Annotated in this window: 17 protein-coding genes; 16 read left to right on the top strand and 1 reads right to left on the bottom strand. The window is 61.3% G+C overall.

All coding sequences use genetic code 11. From position 1 onward, the window contains the following. The first annotated feature begins 2 nt into the window (after window positions 1-2). Window positions 3-998 carry an aldo/keto reductase gene (locus tag LOY68_RS15275; protein WP_265045607.1) on the top strand — a complete coding sequence of 332 codons (996 nt, stop codon included), beginning with the start codon at window positions 3-5 and terminating at the stop codon, window positions 996-998. Between the two features lie 45 nt (window positions 999-1,043). On the opposite strand, the gene LOY68_RS15270 is transcribed toward LOY68_RS15275, so the two are convergent. Then, window positions 1,044-1,562 carry a hypothetical protein gene (locus LOY68_RS15270; RefSeq protein ID WP_163909969.1) on the bottom strand — a complete coding sequence of 173 codons (519 nt, stop codon included), beginning with the start codon at window positions 1,560-1,562 and terminating at the stop codon, window positions 1,044-1,046. Window positions 1,563-1,948: 386 nt separating this feature from the next. Between LOY68_RS15270 and LOY68_RS15265 the strand changes: the two genes are divergently transcribed. The 15 genes from LOY68_RS15265 (at window position 1,949) to LOY68_RS15195 (ending at window position 22,020) form a co-directional block, all read left to right on the top strand. Continuing rightward, a complete protein-coding gene (locus LOY68_RS15265; protein WP_163909968.1) occupies window positions 1,949-3,940 on the top strand; it encodes a methyl-accepting chemotaxis protein in 1,992 nt (663 codons plus the stop codon). A 413-nt stretch (window positions 3,941-4,353) separates the two neighbouring features. Next, window positions 4,354-4,800: a DUF411 domain-containing protein gene (locus LOY68_RS15260; protein WP_265045606.1), complete on the top strand. Its 447-nt coding sequence runs from the start codon at window positions 4,354-4,356 to the stop codon at window positions 4,798-4,800. After that, entirely contained in the window at window positions 4,800-5,234 is a 435-nt protein-coding gene (locus tag LOY68_RS15255; protein ID WP_163909966.1) for a YqaA family protein, read from the top strand. The genes LOY68_RS15260 and LOY68_RS15255 overlap by 1 nt, the downstream gene beginning before the upstream one ends. Before the next feature lie 162 nt (window positions 5,235-5,396). Then, the gene (locus LOY68_RS15250) at window positions 5,397-6,419 is read left to right on the top strand and encodes an alpha/beta fold hydrolase (RefSeq protein WP_163909965.1); all 1,023 of its coding nucleotides are present in this window, start codon (window positions 5,397-5,399) and stop codon (window positions 6,417-6,419) included. 10 nt (window positions 6,420-6,429) lie between these two features. Further along, complete coding sequence (locus LOY68_RS15245) at window positions 6,430-7,383, top strand: D-2-hydroxyacid dehydrogenase family protein (RefSeq protein WP_265045605.1); 954 nt, start codon at window positions 6,430-6,432, stop codon at window positions 7,381-7,383. Between the two features lie 601 nt (window positions 7,384-7,984). Further along, complete coding sequence (gene glgA / locus LOY68_RS15240) at window positions 7,985-9,571, top strand: glycogen synthase GlgA (RefSeq protein ID WP_265045604.1); 1,587 nt, start codon at window positions 7,985-7,987, stop codon at window positions 9,569-9,571. A gap of 17 nt (window positions 9,572-9,588) precedes the next feature. Next, window positions 9,589-11,382: a malto-oligosyltrehalose trehalohydrolase gene (treZ, locus tag LOY68_RS15235; RefSeq protein ID WP_265045603.1), complete on the top strand. Its 1,794-nt coding sequence runs from the start codon at window positions 9,589-9,591 to the stop codon at window positions 11,380-11,382. After that, complete coding sequence (gene malQ, locus LOY68_RS15230; protein WP_265045602.1) at window positions 11,379-13,457, top strand: 4-alpha-glucanotransferase; 2,079 nt, start codon at window positions 11,379-11,381, stop codon at window positions 13,455-13,457. Before treZ ends, malQ begins: the two co-directional genes overlap by 4 nt. Further along, window positions 13,454-16,249 (top strand): malto-oligosyltrehalose synthase, encoded by a 2,796-nt coding sequence (locus tag LOY68_RS15225; protein WP_265045601.1) that lies wholly within the window; start codon window positions 13,454-13,456, stop codon window positions 16,247-16,249. The genes malQ and LOY68_RS15225 overlap by 4 nt, the downstream gene beginning before the upstream one ends. Window positions 16,250-16,270: 21 nt before the next feature. Continuing rightward, a complete protein-coding gene (locus LOY68_RS15220) occupies window positions 16,271-16,612 on the top strand; it encodes a DUF2934 domain-containing protein (RefSeq protein WP_265045600.1) in 342 nt (113 codons plus the stop codon). Between the two features lie 250 nt (window positions 16,613-16,862). Continuing rightward, entirely contained in the window at window positions 16,863-19,022 is a 2,160-nt protein-coding gene (glgX, locus tag LOY68_RS15215) for a glycogen debranching protein GlgX (protein ID WP_054046436.1), read from the top strand. 1 nt (window position 19,023) lies between these two features. Beyond that, the gene (locus tag LOY68_RS15210; RefSeq protein WP_265045599.1) at window positions 19,024-20,013 is read left to right on the top strand and encodes an acyl-CoA dehydrogenase family protein; all 990 of its coding nucleotides are present in this window, start codon (window positions 19,024-19,026) and stop codon (window positions 20,011-20,013) included. After that, the gene (locus LOY68_RS15205) at window positions 20,010-20,768 is read left to right on the top strand and encodes a PIG-L deacetylase family protein (RefSeq protein WP_265045598.1); all 759 of its coding nucleotides are present in this window, start codon (window positions 20,010-20,012) and stop codon (window positions 20,766-20,768) included. Before LOY68_RS15210 ends, LOY68_RS15205 begins: the two co-directional genes overlap by 4 nt. Next, window positions 20,765-21,364 carry a nodulation S family protein gene (locus LOY68_RS15200; RefSeq protein ID WP_265045597.1) on the top strand — a complete coding sequence of 200 codons (600 nt, stop codon included), beginning with the start codon at window positions 20,765-20,767 and terminating at the stop codon, window positions 21,362-21,364. Before LOY68_RS15205 ends, LOY68_RS15200 begins: the two co-directional genes overlap by 4 nt. Continuing rightward, window positions 21,361-22,020 carry a glycosyltransferase gene (locus tag LOY68_RS15195; RefSeq protein WP_163909957.1) on the top strand — a complete coding sequence of 220 codons (660 nt, stop codon included), beginning with the start codon at window positions 21,361-21,363 and terminating at the stop codon, window positions 22,018-22,020. Before LOY68_RS15200 ends, LOY68_RS15195 begins: the two co-directional genes overlap by 4 nt. Window positions 22,021-22,160 lie beyond the last annotated feature (140 nt).

The raw sequence follows: 22,160 nt of genomic DNA, 5'->3' as shown, positions 1-22,160 counted from the left end.
TGATGCAAACACGTCAACTGGGCAAAAACGGACCACAGGTGAGCGCTATCGGATTGGGCTGCATGGGCATGACCGATTTCTACACCACCGGCACCGATACCCGCGAAGCCACCGCGACCCTGCACCGTGCGCTGGAGTTGGGCATCAACCTGCTCGATACAGCCGACATGTACGGCCCACACACCAATGAAGAACTGATCGGCAAAGCCATTGCCGGCAAGCACGACCAGGTGTTCCTGGCCAGCAAGTTCGGCATCGTTCGCGATCCGGCCAACCCGACCGCACGCGGTGTCGACGGGAGCCCGGAATACATTCGCCAGTCCATCGACGGCACTCTCAAGCGCCTCGGCGTGGACACCCTGGACTTGTACTACCAACACCGGATCGATCCGCAAGTCGCCATCGAGGAAACCGTCGGCGCCATGGCCGAACTGGTGAAGGCCGGCAAGGTGCGCTACCTGGGATTGAGCGAAGCCTCAGCGGCCACGCTGGAACGGGCGAACAAGGTCCATCCGATCAGCGCACTGCAAAGTGAATATTCATTGTGGAGCCGTGACCAGGAAGACAACGGTTGCCTGGCCGCGTGTCAGCGCCTGGGTATCGCGTTTGTGCCTTATAGCCCGTTAGGCCGTGGCTTTTTGACCGGCGCACTGAAAAGTCCGGACGACTTTGCCGCCGACGATTACCGTCGCTTCAGTCCGCGTTTTCAAGGGGAGAATTTTGCGAAAAACCTGTTGCTGGTGCAGCAAGTGCAAACGCTGGCCGCCGACAAAGGCGTGACGGCCGGGCAACTGGCGTTGGCCTGGGTGCTGGCGCAAGGCGAGTTCCTGATCCCGATTCCCGGGACCAAGCAGCGTAAATACCTGGAGGAAAATGTCGCGGCGCTGGAGGTGAAACTGAGCGCCGGCGAGTTGCAGGCGCTGGAAGCTATCTTCCCGGCCCACGCCACGGCCGGCCTGCGTTACCCGGAAGCGGTGATGCAAATGCTCGACCGCTGATCCAGCGACTTCTGCCCCGCTCAGCATACTGAGCGGGGCAGACAGTCATTTGTCCTTTTTCTTGACCGTAGTGCCGTTACCTTCACCGTAGGTTTTCAGGTTCTGCAGCACGTAGATCGCTTTCTTGAACTCAGGCACTAGGTAGTTGGCGTACTTGTTGCCCTTGAGGTTGTTGCTCTGGATCGAATCCAGCTGCGTGGCAAAGTAGTCCAGCGCATTGAATTTGGCATCCGGGTCGTTCGGGATACCAAACTTGTCGAATTTGTCGCCAGCGTTGAGCAAGGTCAGCGCGGTCACATCGCCGATGATGCCGTTCTGCTTGAGGAAGGTGCTCATGTTGCCCAATTGCTTGGCCGAGATGTTCGATGGATCGAAGCCCTTGACCTGTTTGAACAGTTGCAAGCTATCCATTTTCGCCCGATCGAGGATCGTCGGGTTGGTGCCGACCATGGTCAGGATTTCCCGCACCTTGGCGCTCTGGGTCACCGGCTTCGCATTCTCCGAACCCTGGCGCACCAGCAGGCCCGATTTGGCAGTCCAGTTGCCGACCAGACCAATTGTCATGACCGTACTCCTTTCGACTGGAACATAGAAAATCCTTGTTTTGAGCGAGATGATTGCGGGGAAGTATCGGCGTGAAACGACAGTACACCTATTAATATTTCGTCTTTTTACAAATTTCGTACATTTTTGATACAAATCGCCAAGTGCCCGGTTTCATTGGCCTAGATGAAATTTTTGATCTTGGTCTAGCCGCCCTATCGATTGTCATTTTTTACAGAAACATTCCGTTTGTAGCGGTCTCGACACTCGCCTGATCTTGACCGTCTGTCCCCCTGACTGATTTCTTGTACGCCCGTACTAAAGCTCGCCCCCGCCAGGCCGATAAGCCCTGGATAGCCCCACTTCCAGAACCCAAACAATAAAAACGCAGCACAAGGACCGGTCCCATGCCCGCATTCCGTACCATTCAGGCTCGCTACACGCTGTTTCTGGTCCTGTTCATCCTGCTGCTTTCGGTGCTCACGGTGGTGGGCATCAGCCAGTTGGTCGCGCCGAAACTGCGCCAGACCGAAGAACAGGTGGCCCTCAACCGCATTGCTGAAGTCGCCGAGCAAATCCAGGGCGAACTGAACAAGGTCCAGGCCCAGCAACGCAGCATCACCCAAACCATTCCCCTGCTCGACAGCGCCGCCATCGATACGGTGTTGCCCGGCCTGGTGGACCAGTACGGTGAGCTGAAAGTGTTCGGAGGCGGGATCTGGCCATTGCCCGGCCAGCGTGAAGCGGGCCGCAACAAGTTCAGCACCTTCTGGCACCGCGACAGCTCCGGCAAACTGGCGGTGAACACCTTCTGGAACAGTGACGCCGCACCTAACTATTACGACCAGACCTGGTACAAGGGCGGCATGGCCACCCCGCGCGGCCAGTGCGCCTGGGCTGCGGCCTATAAAGATGACGCGAGTGCCGAACCGCGCACCAACTGCGCCATGGCCATCCAGAAAAATGGCGCGGCTTACGGCGTGTCGACCATTGACGTGACCCTGGGCTTCTTCAACGACCTGATCGCGCGCAAGGAAAAAGACCTCGGCGCCGAAATGCTGATCGTCGAGTCCGACGGCAAAATCATCAGCAACAGCTCGCGCATCAGCGGGCCGATCGTGCTGAAGAACATCAGCGAACTGGCCGGCAACTCGCCGTTCGCCAGTCAGGTCAAGGCTGGCCTGCAAAACCGCGACAAGGCCCAGCGCGTCGAATTCGACAACAACGGCGAAGCCAGCACCTTCTTCATGCGCCCGATCGAAGGCACGCCGTGGTACCTCGCCACTGCCCTGCCGACCAAGTTGATCACCGCTCAGCGTGACGATGTGCTGAACACCTTGAGCCTGTTGCAGATTCCGATGGTGATCCTGCTGGTGCTGTTGCAGATCTACGCGATCCGCCAGTTGATCCACCGCATGAAAATCCTCAAGGCCAACATTGACGCACTCTCTGCCGGCGACGCCGACCTGACCAAGCGCATCACCATCCGCGCCGAAGACGAACTGGGGGCCATCGGCCATTCGGTCAACGCCTTCATCATCTACTTGCAGAACATGATCGGCGAAGTGACCCAGGCCACCGGCGCCATGGCGTCGAGCCTGGACAACCTGCAACGGACGTCGGAGCACACCAGCCAGATCCTGGTGCGTCACGCTTCGGAAACCGATCAGACCGTTACCGCCATCACCGAAATGAGCTCCACCGCCGACAGCGTGGCGCAGAACGCCGCCGAAACCGCTTCGTTTACCCAGCGCGCCAGCGAACACGCGGATCGCTCGCGGGTAGTGGTCGGTGAAGCCTCCAGCAGTGTGGTGGCGTTAATTGAAGAAGTGGCCAGCGCCACGCATAAAGTCGAAAACATGCAGCAGGATGCGCAGCGGATTACCGAGATTCTCGGCGTGATCGGTGCGATTGCCGGGCAAACCAACCTGTTGGCACTTAACGCTGCGATCGAAGCGGCACGCGCCGGTGAACAGGGTCGTGGCTTTGCGGTGGTGGCCGATGAAGTCCGCGCCCTCGCTGCCCGGACCCAGGCCAGCACCTCGGAAATCAACGAAATGCTCAAGCGCCTGACCCAGGGCGTGAGTTCCTCGGTGGCTGCGATGGAAAACACCCAGGCCAGCTGCCAGTCCGCCGCCGATGCGACGGCGCGGGTGAACTCCGGTCTGGATGAAATGGCCGGCTCCGTCAGCCACATCAACAGCCTCAGCACGCAGATCGCCACCGCCGCCGAACAGCAAAGCGCAGTGACCGAAGAGATCAACCGCAGCATGGTGCAAATCCGCCACATGGTGGATGAACTGGTGAAAAGCGGTCACGCCAGCGAACTCAATACCCAGCAATTGCTGGAAGCAAATAGCCGGGTGAGCGCAATCATGGGCCGGTTCAAGGTTCGCTAGGCCATATGTCAGCGCTCGGCTCGTAGCAGCTGTCGAGGCACGAGGCTGCGTTCGGCTCGTAGCAGCTGTCGAGGCACGAGGCTGCGTTCGGCTGCGAAGCAGTCGTGAAATCAGGCGACGCGGTCTTTCAGCAAGACCGTGTATTCAGGCTTGACGACTGCTCCGCAGCCGAACGCAGCCTCGTGCCTCGGCAGCTGCTACATGAGCCAGTCGTGAAATCAGGCGACGCGGACTTTCAGGAAAACCGTGTACTCAGGTTTGACGACTGCTCCGCAGCCGAACGCAGCCTCGTACCTCGGCAGCTGCTACATGAGCCGGCACTGTATTACTTCGAAACACTCTCGCCCCGCGCGGTCGGTTAAAGTGGTCAAAATGCGTCTTTTTTTGACCGCCACCCGAGTCGAGATCCTCCCATGCGAACCCACCTGCGTCTGGTCGCCCTGAGCGCCCTGTTTCTCTCCTCCCTGGCCCACGCCGCCGCCCCGATCCCCATCGAAGTCCACCGCGACGCCAACTGTGGCTGCTGCAAAAAATGGATCAGCCACCTGGAAGCCAACGGCTTCAAGGTCGAAGATCACGTCGAAGCCGACATGAGCCAATTCAAGCAACAGCACGGCGTGCCGCCACGCCTGGCGTCGTGCCACACGGCGCTGATCAACGGCAAGTTCGTCGAAGGCCATGTGCCGGCCGAGCAAGTGCTGGCCCTGAGCAAGCGTGACGATCTGCTGGGAGTCGCCGCACCGGGCATGCCGATGGGTTCGCCGGGCATGGAAATGGACGGCATGAGCGACGCCTATCAAATCATCGGCCTGAAAAAGAACGGGACTGACACGGTGGTAGCGGACTACCCCGCCCATTGATGTCCGGCGCACTTATCGGGCTGTTTCTGGCGGCGTTCGGGGCCGCGACGTTATTGCCGTTGCAGTCCGAGGCGGTGCTGGTCGGGTTGTTGCTCAGCCATCGTGATTGGCTGTGGTCGTTGCTGGCGGTTGCGACGCTGGGCAATGTGCTTGGCTCGCTGGTGAACTGGTGGCTGGGTCGCGGTATCGAACGCTTTCGTGAACGGCGCTGGTTTCCAGTCAAGCCACGGCATCTGGAAACAGCGCGAAAACATTATCAGCGCTATGGTCACTGGTCATTGCTGCTCAGTTGGCTGCCGGTGATCGGTGATCCGCTGACCCTGGTCGCTGGCGTGATGCGCGAACCGCTGTGGCGATTTCTGTTGATCGTCAGCCTGGCCAAAGGCGCGCGTTATGCGGTGTTGGCCCTGGCAACCCTCGGCTGGATGAACTGAACCTGTGGGAGCGAGCCTGCTCGCGAAAGCGGCATATCAGCCAACATTTATGTTGAGGCAAACGGCCCCTTCGCGAGCAGGCTCGCTCCCACAAGGTCATTTGCTTAATCTCGCCCTAATCGCGCCGATCCAGCATCGACGAATTTCCCATGGAGTCCACCTATGTCCCCTTCCCGCTGGCTGCCCGGCCTGCTGTTGACCGCCGCCCTGCCAATGCTGGCTCACGCCGAAGGTCCGGAGTACGGCCCGGAGCTTCAGGGCTTCGAGTACCCCTACACGGTCAAGCACTTCGCCTTCCAGTCCCAGGGCAAATCCCTGCAAATGGGTTACATGGACGTCGCCGCCCATGGCAAGGCCAACGGGCGCAGCGTGGTGCTGATGCATGGCAAGAATTTCTGCGGCGCCACCTGGGACAGTTCGATCAAGGCCCTGAGCGAGGCCGGTTACCGGGTGATCGCGCCTGACCAGATCGGCTTCTGCACCTCCAGCAAACCGGACAACTATCAATACAGCTTCCAGCAACTGGCGACCAACACCCAGCAGTTGCTCAAAGCCTTGGGCATCCAGAAAGCCACGTTGCTCGGGCACTCCACCGGCGGCATGCTCGCCACCCGTTATGCGTTGCAGTACCCGGAACAAGTCGAGCAACTGGCGCTGGTCAATCCCATCGGCCTGGAAGACTGGAAAGCCCTCGGCGTGCCCTATCGCACCGTTGATCAATGGTATCAACGCGAGCTGAAAGTCAGCGCCGACGGCATCCGCGAATACGAACGCAGCACCTATTACGCCGGGCACTGGAAGCCTGAGTTCGACCGTTGGGTCGACATGCTGGCGGGGCTCAGCAAAGGTCCCGGCAAGACTCAGGTGGCATGGAACTCGGCGCTGATCTACGACATGATCTTCACCCAACCGGTGTACTACGAGTTCAAGGACTTGAAGGTGCCGACGCTGTTGCTGATCGGCACCTCCGACACCACCGCCATCGGCAAGGACATCGCGCCACCAGCGGTGAAGGCGAAGATTGGTCACTATGAAGTGCTCGGCAAGCAGGTTGCCCAGCTCATACCTCAATCGACGCTGATCGAATTTCCAGGCCTGGGCCATGCGCCCCAGATGGAAGAACCGGCAAAATTCCACCAGGCCTTGCTTGGCTGGCTGACTCAATACAACCCTGTTCGCGGATGAGGTAAGGCTGATGGCAGTGCAGATTGCGGTGATCGATGACTGGCAGGACGTGGCCAGCGGCGTGGTGGACTGGTCGGTGCTGGAAGGTATTGGCCAGGTGAGTTTTCTGCATGACTACCCGGCGGACAACGACACGCTGGCCGACCGTTTGGCCGAGTTCGAAGTGATTTGCGTGATGCGCGAACGCACACGGTTCGACGCAGACCTGCTGCGCCGTTTGCCGAAACTCAAACTGCTGGTCACCGGCGGCATGCGCAACGCAGCCCTGAACTTTAAAGCCGCCGCGGCGCTGGGCATTCAGGTCAGCGGCACCGACAGCTACAAACACGCCGCCCCGGAACTGACCTGGGCACTGATTATGGCCGCCACCCGCAACCTGGTGGCCGAAGCTAACGCGTTGCGCGCCGGCCAGTGGCAGCAAAGCCTGGGCGGTGACTTGCATGGCAAGACCCTGGCGATCCTCGGCCTGGGCAGCATCGGCCAGCGTGTCGCGCAGTTTGGTCAGGTGTTCGGCATGCGGGTGATCGCCTGGAGCGAAAACCTCACTGCCGAACGCGCCGCCGAAGTGGGCGTGAGTTATGTCAGCAAGCAAGAACTGTTCGAACAGGCCGACGTGCTGTCGGTGCATCTGGTGCTCAGCGAGCGCAGTCGCGGGATCGTCGATGCCCAGGCGCTGGACTGGATGAAACCCACTGCCCTGCTGGTCAACACGGCGCGCGGGCCGATTGTCGATGAAGCGGCGCTGATCAAGGCCTTGCAGAAGAATCATCTGGCGGGCGCGGCGCTGGATGTGTTCGACGAGGAGCCGTTGCCCGAACTGCATCCGTTCCGCACGCTGGACAATGTGCTGGCCACGCCGCATGTCGGGTATGTCAGCCGGCAGAATTACCAGCAGTTCTTTTCCCAGATGATCGAAGACATACAGGCTTGGGCGGCGGGAGAGCCGGTTCGGTTGCTGACCTGAAACCGAGTCATCGTTCATCGCGAGCAAGCTCGCTCCCACAGTGGATTCGGGTGCACACAAAATTTGTGTTCACAGCAGATCCCCTGTGGGAGCGAGCTTGCTCGCGATGAGGCCACCACTATCACTACAACTCTTAAAACTCTACGCACCACAACAGTGCAAAACCCATCTCCCCCTCGCACACCCATGTGACTCCCACGTGACATTTTGGCCCGTCTTTTCAAAAAAACATGCCCTTCGTCGGTGCGTTTGCCCTCCGTATTTGCACGTCCGTACCTCTTTAAACCGATTGTCGAACAATTTTGCCATTTGGTCCGTGCCGCTCTAAGTTCTGGCCTAGACTGATTTTCGCAGGCTGAAACCGGTCGGTCACAAAGCGGGAAAAAACTCGAAACTTTTACCTGTTGTGCAGAGTCCTCTCTAAGACAGGTGCGTTCCGACTGGTGCAATCCTTGCAACAGCCCCTTCACCCTTTGTGCTTTAGCGTATCGGGCAGCCATTGCTCCTTGATGCGTAGCGCGTTTGCGCCCGGCCACAGGATTTGGCCACGAACACCGTTTGTGCCAGGCCTAGAATTAGATCAACAACACGGGAGATTCATATGATCAGTGCGGCTTTAGATATTCAGGGAGAACGTGCTCATCAGCAGGTCGGCGAATCGAGCGCCGTGAATGCCCCGAGCAGCAAGACAGTCAGCGTCCCCGGCACCAAGACGCTGGCACCGGTCGCCAGTCAGAACCCCAACCGGAAGAAAGTCCTGTTTGTCACATCGGAAATCGCCGACCTGGTGAAGACCGGCGGTCTGGGTGACGTTTCTGCAGCGCTGCCGCGCGCCATGGCTCATCTGCACGATGTTCGTGTGCTGATCCCAGGTTATCCGCAAGTGCTGCACAGCGAAAACCCGATCCACATCATTGGCGAACTCGGCGGTCATGCCGCATTGCCGCCCTGCAAGATCGGGCGCATGGACATGCCGGACGGCCTGGTCATTTACGTGTTGATCTGCCCCGAACTCTACGAGCGCGAAGGTTCGCCCTACGGCGCCAACAACGGTCGCGACTGGCCGGACAACCATATTCGTTTCGCCCGCCTGGGCCTGGCCGCTGCCGATATCGCCGCCAACCTCGCACAAATCCACTGGTGCCCGGACCTGGTGCACGCCCATGACTGGCCAGCGGGCCTGGCCCCTGCCTACATGCACTGGCGCGGGCAGCGCACGCCGACCCTGTTCACCATCCATAACCTCGCCTATCAGGGCGTGACCAGTCTTGGCTCTTGCCCAGAGCTGGGCATTCCAATGCACGCACTGCAACAGGAAGGCATGGAGTTCTACGGCAAGATGTCGTTCCTCAAGGCCGGTATGGCTTATTCGAGCCACATCACCACGGTCAGCGCCACCTACGCCCAGGAAATCACCACGCCGGACTTCGGCTGCGGCCTCGACGGCTTCCTCGCCGCCAAGACCCAGCAAGGCCTGCTCAGCGGGATTCCCAACGGCATCGACGAGAGCTGGGACGCGGCCACCGACCCGCACCTGTTCTGCCCGTTCACCATTGGTGACTGGGACGGTAAAGCGGTCAACGCCGCCCATGTCCGCGAGCTGTTCGGCCTCGAAGACTCCGAAGGCCCGCTGTTTGCCGTGGTCTCGCGACTGGTCTATCAGAAAGGCCTGGACCTCACCGAAGCTGTGGCTGACTACATCGTCGAACACGGCGGCCAGATTGCAATCATCGGCCGTGGCGAGCCGGAAGAAGAACAAGCCATGCGTGAACTGGCCCTGCGTTTCCCAGGCCAGGTTGGCGTGCGTATCGGCTTCAACGAAACCGACGCCCGTCGCATGTTCGCCGGCAGTGACTTCCTGCTGATGCCTTCGCGTTACGAACCTTGCGGCCTGAGCCAGATGTACGCCCAGCGCTTCGGCTCGTTGCCGGTGGCACGCAATACCGGCGGCCTGGCCGACACCATTGAAAACGGTGTGACCGGTTTCCTGTTCGACGAATCCACCGCCGAAAGCTACCGCGAAGCCTTGAGCCGAGCGTTCAAGGTCTTCGCTTTCCCCGATCTGCTTAACGCAATGCGCTGCCGCGCGATGGCCGCACCGTTCAACTGGTGCAAGGCGGTCGAACCCTACGCCGAACTCTACGAAAAACTGGTGGGCAAAGCCTTGGGCAAATCGGGCCACAAATAACTCAGAGGCTTTCAACAATGCCGTTACGGACCCTTGAGACCTGGCCCCACGGCGCAATCATGCTGGACGCTGAACACACGCGTTTTGCCTTGTGGGCGCCAGATGCGTTAAACGTCAGTCTCGAACTGGATGATGGACAATCAATACCGCTACTGCCCCAGGCCGACGGCTGGTTTGTGATCAAGACCCGCTGCCCGGCCGGCACGCGATACCGCTACAACATCGACGCCGAACTGCAAGTGCCGGACCCGGCCTCTCGCGCCCAGGCCGGGGACCTCGACCGCCACAGCGTGGTGATCGATCCCCTCGCCTACCACTGGCAAAACAACGCCTGGCAAGGGCGGCCGTGGAATGAAGCGGTGATCTACGAATTGCACGTCGGTGCCCTCGGCGGTTTCAGTGAAGTCGAGCAGCACCTGGCGCGCCTGGTTGAACTGGGTATCACCGCCATCGAACTGATGCCGCTGGCGCAATTTCCCGGCGAGCGCAATTGGGGCTACGACGGGGTCCTGCCCTACGCGCCCCAAGCCTCCTACGGTTCTCCCGAACAACTCAAACACCTGATCGACACCGCCCACGGCCATGGCCTGGCGGTGATTCTCGACGTGGTCTACAACCACTTCGGCCCCGACGGCAATTACCTGCATCACTACGCCAAAGGCTTCTTCCGCGAAGACAAACATACGCCGTGGGGCGCGGCCATCGACTTCCGCCGCCGCGAAGTGCGGGAGTTTTTTATTGAAAACGCCTTGATGTGGTTAATGGAATACCGCTTCGACGGTTTGCGTCTGGACGCGGTACATGCCATCGAAGACCCGGACTTCCTCCAGGAACTGGCGCAGCGCGTTCGCGAGCAGACTGCACCCGGCCGCCACGTCTGGCTGAATGTGGAAAACGAACACAACCAGGCCAGCCTGCTGGAACAAGGTTTCGATGCGCAGTGGAACGACGACGGCCATAACGCCCTGCACGTGCTGCTGACCGGTGAAACCGACGCCTACTACGCCGACTACGCCGAGAACCCCACCGAACAACTGGCACGCTGCCTGAGCGAAGGCTTCGTGTTCCAGGGCCACATCAATCGTCACGGTGAGGCGCGGGGCGAGCCCAGCGGCCATTTGCCACCGAGTGCTTTCGTGCTGTTTCTGCAGAACCACGACCAGATCGGCAATCGCGCCTTTGGCGAACGCCTGCATCAACTGGCCCCGACCGATGCGTTGAAAGCGGCGACTGCGCTGCTGCTGTTGTCGCCGATGATCCCGCTGATGTTCATGGGGGACGAGTTCGCCGCCGAGCAACCGTTCCTGTTCTTCACCAGCCACCACGGCGAATTGGCGGAACTGGTGCGCGAAGGTCGGCGTAATGAATTCAAGGCCTTCAGCGCGTTCAAGGATCCGCACAAACGCGAAAAGATCCCCGACCCGAACGCGCCAAAAACCTTCGAAGCGTCGCAGCCAAAACCTGCCGGCGAACCGGCGCAGCAAGCCATTCACGAGCTGTATCGGCAACTGCTGAAACTGCGTCACGAGCACATCATTCCGCACCTGACCGGCACCCGCGCGCTGGGGGCCGAAGTGCTGGCCGACGGTGCAGTGAGCGCTCGCTGGCGGCTCGGCAACGGCAACCTGCTGCGCATTGACCTGAACCTCAGCGACGCGCCTGTGGTCCACCCTCCACAGGCCGATGCTTCGCTGTTGTTCGAACACCCTCCCGCGTCCGGCCTGTTGAACCAGAGCAGCCTCGCCCCTTTTTGCGTGCTCGTCAGCCTCACGGCTGCAAACCCTTTGCTACCTGATGGAGAGCGCCTATGAGCGATGCGCAACTGGAAATACTGGCCAGCCGTGCTGGCCTGGCAGTCGACTGGATCGACGCCAACGGACGCCCACAGAAAGTCGCCCCGGCCGTACTGCGCGCAGTCCTGATCGGCCTTGGCCATCCGGCCGGCACGACTCAGGAAATCGACGCCAGCCTGCTGCAATTGCAGCAAGTGCAACAAACCCGCCACCTGCCGCCGCTGATCACCGCGGACCTGGGCAAGGGCCTCGACCTCGCCCGTTATTTCGAGCCGGAAACCCCGTGCGAAGTGCACCTCGAAGACGGCTCGCGCCTGAACCTGAAACTCGATGCCAATGCGATCCTGCCGGGCCTGATCCCGGTCGGCTATCAACACGTCAGCATCGACGGCCATTCCTTCACGTTGGCCGTGGCCCCCGAGCGCTGCTACAGCGTCGGCGATGCGGTCGACAGTCCGATCCCGCGCACCTGGGGTTTGAGCGTGCAGCTGTATTCGTTGCGACGCCCCGGTGACGGCGGCTTCGGCGATACCCAAGCCCTCGAAGACCTGGCCCGCGTGGCCGGTGAACGCGGTGCCGAGGCGCTGGCGATCAGCCCGATGCACGCGATGTTCAGCAGCGACACCCATCGCTACAGCCCGTATTCGCCGTCCAGCCGCTTATTCCTCAACAGCCTCTACGCCGCGCCGGGGGCGATCCTTGGCGAGCGCGCCTTACGCGATGCGATTGATGCCACCGGGCTGGCCGAACAACTGCAAGAACTGGAAGCCCTGCCGCTGATCAATTGGCCGGTGGCCGCCGAAGCCAAGCATCGGCTGTTGCAGGCGCTCTACGAAGGTTTCGTCCAGGGCGAACATCCCTTGCATGAAGACTTCAGCAGCTTCCGCCATGCCGGCGGTGAAGCGCTGGAAAACCATTGTCGCTTCGAAGCCATCCAGGAAGCCCGCGCCGCTCGCGGTGAAGACCTGGACTGGCGTCACTGGCCGGAACAATGGCAAGACCCGCGCAGCGCCGCCCTCGCCGACTTCGCCGAAGAGAACGCCGGACGCATCGGCTTCTTCGCCTTCTGCCAATGGCTGATCGACCGTTGCCTGGCCCGCGCGCAAAGCGCTGCGCTCGGTGCAGGCATGAGCATCGGTTTGGTAGCCGATCTCGCAGTCGGCGCCGATGGCGGTGGCAGCCAGGCCTGGAGTCGCCAGGACGAATTGCTCGCGTCCCTGACCGTCGGCGCGCCACCCGACATCCTTAACCGTTCCGGTCAGGGCTGGGGCATCTCGGCGTTTTCGCCGGAAGGTCTGGTGCGCAATGGCTTTCGTGCATTCATCGAAATGCTGCGGGCCAACTTCGCCCACGCCGGCGGCCTGCGCATCGACCATGTGATGGGCCTGCAACGCTTGTGGGTGATCCCCAACGATGCACCGCCAGCCGATGGCGCCTACCTGTATTACCCGGTGGACGACATGCTGCGTTTGCTGGCCCTCGAATCCCATCGACATCAAGCGATTGTGCTCGGTGAAGACCTCGGCACCGTCGCCGACGGCCTGCGCGAAAAACTCATCGCTCGTTCGATCCTTGGTATGCGTGTGTTGCTGTTTGAACAAGACAACAGCCACTTCAAGTCGACGCTCGAATGGCCGGACAACGCGCTGGCGACCACCAGCACCCATGACTTGCCTACGCTCAACGGCTGGTGGCATGGCCACGATATCGACTGGAATGCCCGGCTCGGGTTGGTCGATGCAAATGGCGAGATCGAGTGGCGTCATCACCGTGAACGCGAGCGCGAAGGCCTGCGTCGGGTGTTGAGCGAGGACCCGCAGAACTTCCGCGAAGAGTCCCATGAAACCGATCAGGTGCTCGACGCCGCGATCCGCTTCCTCGGCCATACCCGCGCGCCGCTGGTGTTGCTGCCGATGGAAGATGCCCTGGGCATCGAACAGCAAGCCAACCTGCCCGGCACCATCGACACGCACCCTAACTGGTCACGGCGTTTGCCCGGTGACAGTGAAGCGTTGCTGGATGACTTGGACGCGGCCCGACGCCTTGAACTGCTCGCCTGCGCGCGACTCCAGGCGGCCGAGCGTGACCAATGAACCAGGCCTTGATCCAACCGCTGCGGGCGACCCTGCGGCTGCAATTTCATAAAGGTTTTACCCTCGACGATGCGGTACCGCTGGTGCCGTACTTCGCCAGCCTGGGTATCAGCCATGTCTACGCCTCGCCACTGCTCAGCGCCCGCGCCGGTTCCATGCACGGCTACGACGTAGTCGACCCGACCACGGTCAACCCGGAACTCGGTGGCGAAGCGGCACTGCGCCGTCTGGTCGATGCGTTGCGCCAGCAGAAGATGGGGCTGATCCTCGACATCGTCTCCAACCACATGGCGGTCGGCGGTGGCGATAACCCTTGGTGGCTGGACTTGCTGGAATGGGGACGCCTGAGTCCTTACGGCGAGTTTTTCGACATCCAGTGGCATTCTCCCGATCCGTTGATGGAAGGCCAGTTGCTGCTGCCGTTTCTGGGCAGTGACTACGGCGTGGCGCTGCAGGACGGCACCCTGCCCCTGCGCTTCGATGCCGAACACGGCGCGTTTTATGTCGAGCACTACGATCATCACTTTCCGATCTGCCCGACCGGCTACGGTGATTTGCTCAAGCCTGACGATCAACTGAATGCCGAACAAACCGAGCAACTGAAGTTTCTCGCCGACCGTTTTGCGGCCCTGAGCTACCAGACCGATGCGCATAGCCTGGCGATTCCCCTGCAAGAGGAACTGCGCGAGCTGGCCCGCGACCCGACCCTGCTGCACGCCATCCAACAGCACATCAGCAGTTATGACTCGCTGACAACAGAAGGCTTCCAAAACCTGCACAACCTGCTGGAGCGCCAGAGTTATCGGCTGGCCAGTTGGCGCACGGCGGCGGACGACATCAACTGGCGGCGCTTCTTCGATGTGAATGAACTCGGCGGCCTGCGGGTTGAACGCCCGGCGGTGTTCGAGGAAACCCACGCGAAGATCTTCGAACTGATTGCCGAAGGCCTGGTGGACGGCTTGCGCATCGACCATATCGACGGCCTCGCCGACCCTCGCGGTTATTGCCGCAAACTGCGGCGTCGGGTCGATAGCCTGTCACCGCAGCGGCACCTGCCGATCTACGTCGAGAAGATCCTCGGCGAAGGTGAAACCCTGCACCGTGACTGGTCGGTGGATGGCACCACCGGTTATGAATTCATGAACCAGTTGTCGTTGCTGCAACACGATCCCGCTGGCGCCGAAACCCTCGGTGAACTGTGGAGTCGCCATAGCGAACGGCCCGCCGAGTTCATCCAGGAAGCCCAACTGGCGCGCCAGCAGATCCTCAACGGTTCGCTGGCCGGGGATTTCGAAAGCGTCGCCCAGGCCCTGCTGCAAGTGGCCCGGGATGACGTGATGACCCGCGACCTGACCCTCGGCGCGATCCGCCGGGCATTGCAGGAATTGATCGTGCACTTCCCGGTATACCGCACCTACATCAGCCCGCGCGGTCGCTCGGCCGAAGACGATGTGTTTTTCCAGCAAGCCATGGACGGTGCACGGCAGACCTTGGGCGAGGCCGACTGGCCGGTGCTCGATTGCATCGCCGGCTGGCTCGGTGGCGAACCCTGGCGTAAACGCCCGGTGGGCCGCCAGCGCAAGATCCTCAAACACGCTTGCGTGCGCTTCCAGCAGTTGACGTCACCGGCGGCGGCCAAGGCCGTCGAAGACACCGCGTTCTATCGTTCGGCGGTGTTGCTGTCGCGCAATGACGTGGGCTTCAGCACCGAACAGTTCAGCGCGCCGGTCAGCGATTTCCACGACGCTTGCCTGCAACGCCTGGAAGCGTTCCCCAACAACCTGCTGGCCACCGCGACCCACGACCACAAGCGTGGCGAAGACACCCGGGCGCGTCTCGCGGTGTTGAGCGAACGCAGCGGCTGGTACGCCGAACAGGTCGAGCATTGGCGAAACCTGGCGCGGGAACTGCGCACCGACGACAGCTCGCCCTCGGCCGGTGATGAGTTGATCCTCTATCAAGCGATCCTCGGCAGTTGGCCGCTGGAACTGCGCAGCGATGATCAGCCGGCGCTAGAGGATTACGCCAAACGCCTGTGGCAGTGGCAGCAGAAAGCCCTGCGCGAAGCCAAGTTGCAAAGCAGCTGGAGCGCGCCGAACGACGCTTACGAACAGGCCACCGAAGCCTTTCTCAATCGTCTGCTGCTGAGCCCCGAAGGTCAGCCGTTGCGTTCGGCCTTGGGTGAAGCGGCCCAGGCGATTGCTGCGCCCGGCGCGTTGAATGGTTTGGCGCAAACCTTGCTGCGGATGACCGTGCCGGGGGTGCCGGATCTGTATCAGGGTAACGACTTCTGGGACTTTACCCTGGTCGATCCGGACAACCGCCGGCCGGTGGATTACGCCGCTCGACAACAGGCTTTGCAGGCGCCAATCGACCTGTCCGGGCTGTTGGCGAATTGGCGTGACGGGCGCATCAAACAACGGCTGGTCGCCCATACGTTGAACCGTCGGGCCGAGTACGCCGAGCTGTTTCGCCAAGGGACCTATGCGGCCCTTGAAGTGGTCGGCAGCGAGGCTCATCGCGTGTTGGCGTTCATGCGTTCGCTGGAAGGCCAACGCGCCATCGTGATCGTGCCGATACGCTGTGCCGGGTTGCTGGAAAACAGTGCCGCACCTCAGGTGGACGCGCTGCGATGGGGCGATACACGGGTCAAATTACCGTTCACCACCCCGAACGAAAACCTGAAGGGACTTTTTTCAACCACCGCAGTCACAAAAAACATGGAGCTGGAAATCAGCGCCGCGCTGGGGGACTTCCCGGTCAATCTCTTTATCCAAACTATCGACACTTGAGTTCAGTTCAGGAGCATTGCGATGAGTACCGAAGATAAACGCGTTCGCGAATTTGCCTATCAAATCTGGGAGTCGGAAGGGAAACCCGAAGGCCAGGAAGAGCGCCACTGGGAGATGGCGCGCAAGCTGGCCGAAGCCGAAGCCCTGGCGCCGAAGAAATCGCCGAAAGCTGCTGGCAGCAAGGCTGCTGCGGCCAAACCGGCTGCCGCCAAGGCTGACAGCAAACTCAACGGTCAGTCCGATGGCAAGGCTGCGGCGTCGAAAGCCAAGGCCAAACCTGCTGCGGCCGCCAAAGTAACCCCGCCGGGTGAAAAGGCTCCCGAGAAAAAACCACGCGCCGCGAAAAAACCGCCAACGGTTTAACGCTTCACGCCTTTTCCTGATTGATCTCGTGGCGAGTTCGCTCGCCACTGTGGGCGCACTCGCCCGGAATAAAGAGCTTCGCGAACTGAAACACTGCAATCCCTGTGGGAGCGAGCCTGCTCGCGAAAGCGACCTGTCAGCCGGTATTGATGGTGCTGACACACCGCTTTCGCGAGCAGGCTCGCTCCCACAGGGTCTGCACCAGACCGACTGACATCACCGTACTCGTACCCCATTTGCAGGAGCATTTATGACCAATCCAAAAAAAGCCGCGCCAGAACCTCAAGCCGAGGCCTCGCGAATTCGTGAAGGCTTGCCCTTCCCGTTGGGCGCGACCTGGGATGGTTTGGGGGTTAACTTCGCACTGTTTTCCGCCAACGCCACCAAGGTTGAACTGTGCATCTTTGACGACGCCGGCGAAGTCGAACTGGAACGTATCGAGCTCCCGGAATACACCGATGAGATCTACCACGGCTACCTGCCCGACGCCCATCCGGGGCTGATCTACGGCTACCGTGTCTACGGTGCCTACGACCCGGCCAACGGCCATCGCTTCAACCACAACAAACTGCTGATCGACCCGTACGCCAAACAATTGGTTGGCGAGTTGAAATGGTCCGAAGCGCTGTTCGGCTACACCATCGGCCACCCAGACGCCGACCTCAGTTTCGATGAGCGCGACAGCGCGCCATTCGTGCCGAAATGCAAAGTCATCGACCCGGCGCACACCTGGGGCAATGACCATCGGGTCAGCGTGCCGTGGGACAAGACGATCATTTATGAGACTCATGTGCGCGGCATCAGCATGCGTCACCCTTCCGTCCCCGAGAATCTGCGTGGCACGTTCGGCGGGTTGATGGTCGACGACGTACTCGAACACATCCGCAAGCTCGGCGTGTCGTCCGTGGAATTGCTGCCGATCCACGCCTTCGTCAACGACCAGCATCTGCTGCACAAAGGCATGACCAATTACTGGGGCTACAACAGCATCGCCTTCTTCGCCCCGGACCCGCGCTACCTGGCCAGCGGCAAGATCGCCGAGTTCAAGGAGATGGTCGCGCACCTGCACGAAGCCAATCTGGAAGTGATCCTCGACGTGGTCTACAACCACACCGCCGAGGGCAACGAACAAGGTCCGACCCTGTCGATGCGCGGTATCGACAACGCCTCGTACTACCGCTTGATGCCCGATGACAAACGCTACTACATCAACGATTCCGGCACCGGCAACACCCTGGATTTGAGTCACCCGTGCGTGCTGCAAATGGTCACCGACTCGTTGCGCTACTGGGCCACGGAAATGCACGTGGACGGTTTCCGCTTCGACCTCGCGACCATTCTCGGGCGCTACCACGACGGTTTCGACGAGCGCCACAGCTTCCTCGTTGCTTGCCGCCAAGACCCGGTGTTGCGCCAGGTAAAAATGATCGCCGAGCCGTGGGATTGCGGCCCCGGTGGTTATCAGGTCGGTGGCTTCCCGCCGGGCTGGGTCGAGTGGAACGACAAGTTCCGCGACACCGTGCGCGCCTTCTGGAAAGGCGATGACAACCAACTGGCGGATTTTGCCAGCCGTATGACCGCGTCCGGCGAGATGTTCAACCAGCGTGGACGGCGGCCGTATGCCTCGGTGAACTTCATCACCGCCCACGACGGTTTCACCCTCAACGACCTGGTGTCGTACAACGACAAGCACAACGAAGCCAACGACGAAAACAATCAGGACGGCAGCAACAACAACCTGTCCTGGAACCATGGCGTCGAAGGCCCGACCGATGATCCCGAGATCAACGAACTGCGTCAGCGCCAGATGCGCAATTTCTTCGCCACGCTGCTGCTGTCCCAAGGCACGCCGATGCTGGTCGCCGGTGACGAGTTCGCCCGGACCCAGGACGGCAACAACAACGCCTACTGCCAGGACAGCGACATCGGCTGGGTCAATTGGGATCTGAGCGAAGACGGCAAGGCGCTGCTCAAGTTCGTCAAACGCCTGATCAAGTTGCGTCTGGCCTATCCGATCCTGCGACGCGGACGCTTCCTGGTCGGCAATTACAACGAGGATATCGGCGTCAAGGATGTCACCTGGCTGGCCCCGGATGGCAGCGAGATGAGTACCGAACAATGGCAGGAAGCCCACGGTCGTTGCCTGGGCATGCTGCTTGACGGTCGCGCCCAGGAAACCGGGATCCGCCGCAAGGGTGGCGATGCGACGTTGCTGCTGGTGGTCAACGCGCACCACGACATCGTCAATTTCACCTTGCCGGAAGTCCCGGACGGCGGTCACTGGACCTGCATGATCGACACCAACCAGCCGTCGATTCGCGGTCAGGAACGCTTCGAGTTCGGTCACGAATATTCGGTCACCGGCCGATCGCTGCTGCTGTTCGAATTGCAGCATGAGGAAGAAGAGTGAAATGGACCTTCAGACGTTTCTGCAACAGCAACCCACGGACTACGCCGATACACAGGCGCTAGGCCGTTGCCTGCGGGCGTTGGTGGAGGCTGGTCTCGACCAGCTTCCGCTGCCCGGCAGTGGCGAGACGCTGGAACGCTTCCAGCGCCTGGCCGAGGTCGGTGGCCACGACCTCGGGTTGTGCAAATTATACGAAGGGCACACCGACGCGCTGGCGATCATCCAGCAACTCGGTGGCTCGCCGACTCCCGCCAGCACCTGGGGCATGTGGGCCGCCGAACCGCCGCAAGCCAAGGTTCGGGTCAGCCCTTCCGGGCACATGGTGTTGCTCAATGGACGCAAGGCCTGGTGCTCCGGCGCGGCGGTACTCAGCCATGCCTTGCTCACGGCTTGGGATGATCAGGACCGCCAGCAATTGGTCGCGGTCGCGCTGGATCAGCCGGGGGTGAACGTCACCGCTGACGGCTGGCACGCCGTGGGCATGGGCGCCACCGGTAGCGTTGAAGTGTTGTTCGAAGGTGCGGAAGCCCAAGCCATCGGCAACCCCGGCGACTATTTGCAGCGGCCAGGTTTCTGGCAAGGCGGGATCGGGATTGCCGCATGCTGGTACGGCGCGGCGCAGAGCATTGCCGAGCGCTTGCGCCGTCACTGCGCGCAACGACCCGAACCGCATGCCCTGGCCCATCTCGGCGCGGTGGACAGTGCCTTGCACGCAGCGGCGCAAGTGTTGCGGGTCAGTGCTTTGACCATCGACACCACACCGCTGGAAGACGCCGAATTACTCGCCCGGCGCGCTCGTGCAGTGGTCGAGCACAGCGCCGAACTCGTCATCCAGCACGTCGGCCATGCCCTCGGTGCCGGGCCTTATTGCAAGGATCGACAGTTCGCCCGATTGATCGCTGATTTGCCGGTGTTCCTGCGCCAAAGCCACGCCGAACGGGACCTCGCCGCCCTCGGCGAACAGGTGGTCAGCGGAGGGTGGACGCTATGAAAGCCAACCCCATCGTCGGCCAAGGCACGCCGCTGCATCTGTGGCAAACCTCCCAACAACTGGCGCAATTGCCGGTGATCGACATTCTGGAGCTGGTGCCCGAAGGCTCGCGCGCCGTGATCATCGCCCCACACCCAGATGACGAAGTGCTCGGCTGCGGCGGCTTTCTGCAACTGCTCGCCGACGCTGACCGGGCGTTGCAGCTGATCTCGGTCACCGATGGCAGCGCCAGTCATCCTGGCTCCCGGCGCTGGCCCGTAGAGCGCTTGAGCGCCGTGCGGCCGCAGGAATCCGCCGAAGCCCTGCGCCGGCTCGGCTTGCCACTGCACAGCCTGAAATGGTTGCGTGGCGGGTTTGCCGACAGCCAGGTGGCCGCGCGGGAAGCCGAGTTGAGCGCGTTCATCGAACGTCACTTGCGGCCCGACGACGTGGTCTTCACCACCTGGCGCGAGGACGGCCATTGCGACCACGAAGCCGTGGGGCGTGCCAGTGCCGACGCGGCCAATCGGGTCGGCGCGACGTTGCATGAGCTGCCTGTGTGGACCTGGCACTGGGCAACCCCGGAAGATAGCTTTGTACCCTGGGATCGCGCACGCAAGATTCTGCTCGACCCGCACCTGGTCGCCCGCAAGCGCCACGCTATCCATGCTTTCGCCAGTCAACTGGAAGGTGATCCGCAAGTCGGCCTGCCGCCCGTACTGGCGCCCTATGTGCTGGATCGGTTGCTGCAACCGTTTGAAGTGGTGTTTCTATGAGTGTCGAGGATCGTTATTTCGACGGACTGTTCTCGGGCAACGACGACCCTTGGGCGTTTCGTCAGCGCTGGTACGAACAGCGCAAACGCGCGATCACCCTCGCAGCCCTGCCCCGGCCGCATTACCGCGCGATCTTCGAACCGGGCTGTGCCAACGGTGAATTGAGCGCTGAACTGGCCAGCCGCTGCGACCGTCTGCTGTGCTGCGACACCGCAGCCGCCGCCGTCGCACTGGCCCGCACCCGCCTGAGCCTGTTCGACCACGCCGAAGTCCGCCAAAGCCGTTTGCCGGGCGAGTGGCCTGAAGAGAAATTCGACCTGATTGTGATCAGCGAGATCGGCTACTACCTGGACGCCGACGACCTCAAACGCCTGATCGTCCTGGCCGAACAATCACTGACTGCCGACGGCCAACTGCTCGCCTGCCACTGGCGCCCGCCCATCGACGGCTGCCCGCTGAACGCCCGCCAGGTCCATGACCTGCTCCACGAACACTTGCACTTGCCGCGTCTGGTCCTGCATCAGGAAGCGGATTTTCTGTTGGAACTCTGGAGCCGAGAACCCCGCTCCGTGGCGGCTCTGGAGGGCTTGCGATGATTGGAATCCTGATCCCGGCGCACAACGAAGAAGACTTGCTCGAACCCTGCATCCGCGCAGCCCTGCGCGCCGGTTGCCATCAACAGCTGGAGGGCGAACCGGTGATGGTGCTGGTGGTGCTCGACAGTTGCACCGACCGCTCGGCGCAGATCGTCGCGCAATACCCGGTGCACAGCCTGGAGATCGAAGCCCGCAATGTCGGGGAAGCCCGGGCCGCCGGGGCGCGTTATCTGCTGGAACAGGGCGCGCGCTGGATTTCCTGCTCGGATGCCGACAGCCTGGTTTCAAAGGACTGGCTGGTGGCGCAATTGGCCTTGGGTGCCGATGCGGTGTGCGGCACGGTCACAGTCGATCAATGGCACGCCGATTTCGACGAGCCTGCACAGATTCGCTATCACCAGCATTACCAGGCACGGGACGGTCACCGGCATATCCACGGCGCCAATCTGGGCATCAGCGCCGAGGCTTATCAACGTGCTGGCGGCTTCGAGCCGCTGGCCTGCGATGAGGATGTGCAACTGGTGCGGCAGCTCGAACTCTGTGGCGCGAATATCGCCTGGAGCCATCAGCCACAGGTGCTTACCAGTGCGCGCCTGGACAGCCGGGCCCGGGGTGGCTTCGGCGATTTTTTGCGGAACATGGTGCAAGTCGAGTAAAAAAAACCGGATCAGATGCAACAGTGAGGCGACGAATACCGTTGTATGAGCAATACTCTTGTTCGCTGCAATCCAGGGTTCGGAGCGCGGCACATTGCTATCAACCAGCCTTCACGGGTCTGCCAGGCTTGAAATCAAGC

The sequence above is a fragment of the Pseudomonas sp. B21-053 genome (genome assembly GCF_026016365.1).
Classification (GTDB): domain Bacteria; phylum Pseudomonadota; class Gammaproteobacteria; order Pseudomonadales; family Pseudomonadaceae; genus Aquipseudomonas; species Aquipseudomonas nunensis.
This window is presented reverse-complemented; position numbering and strand designations above follow the sequence as displayed.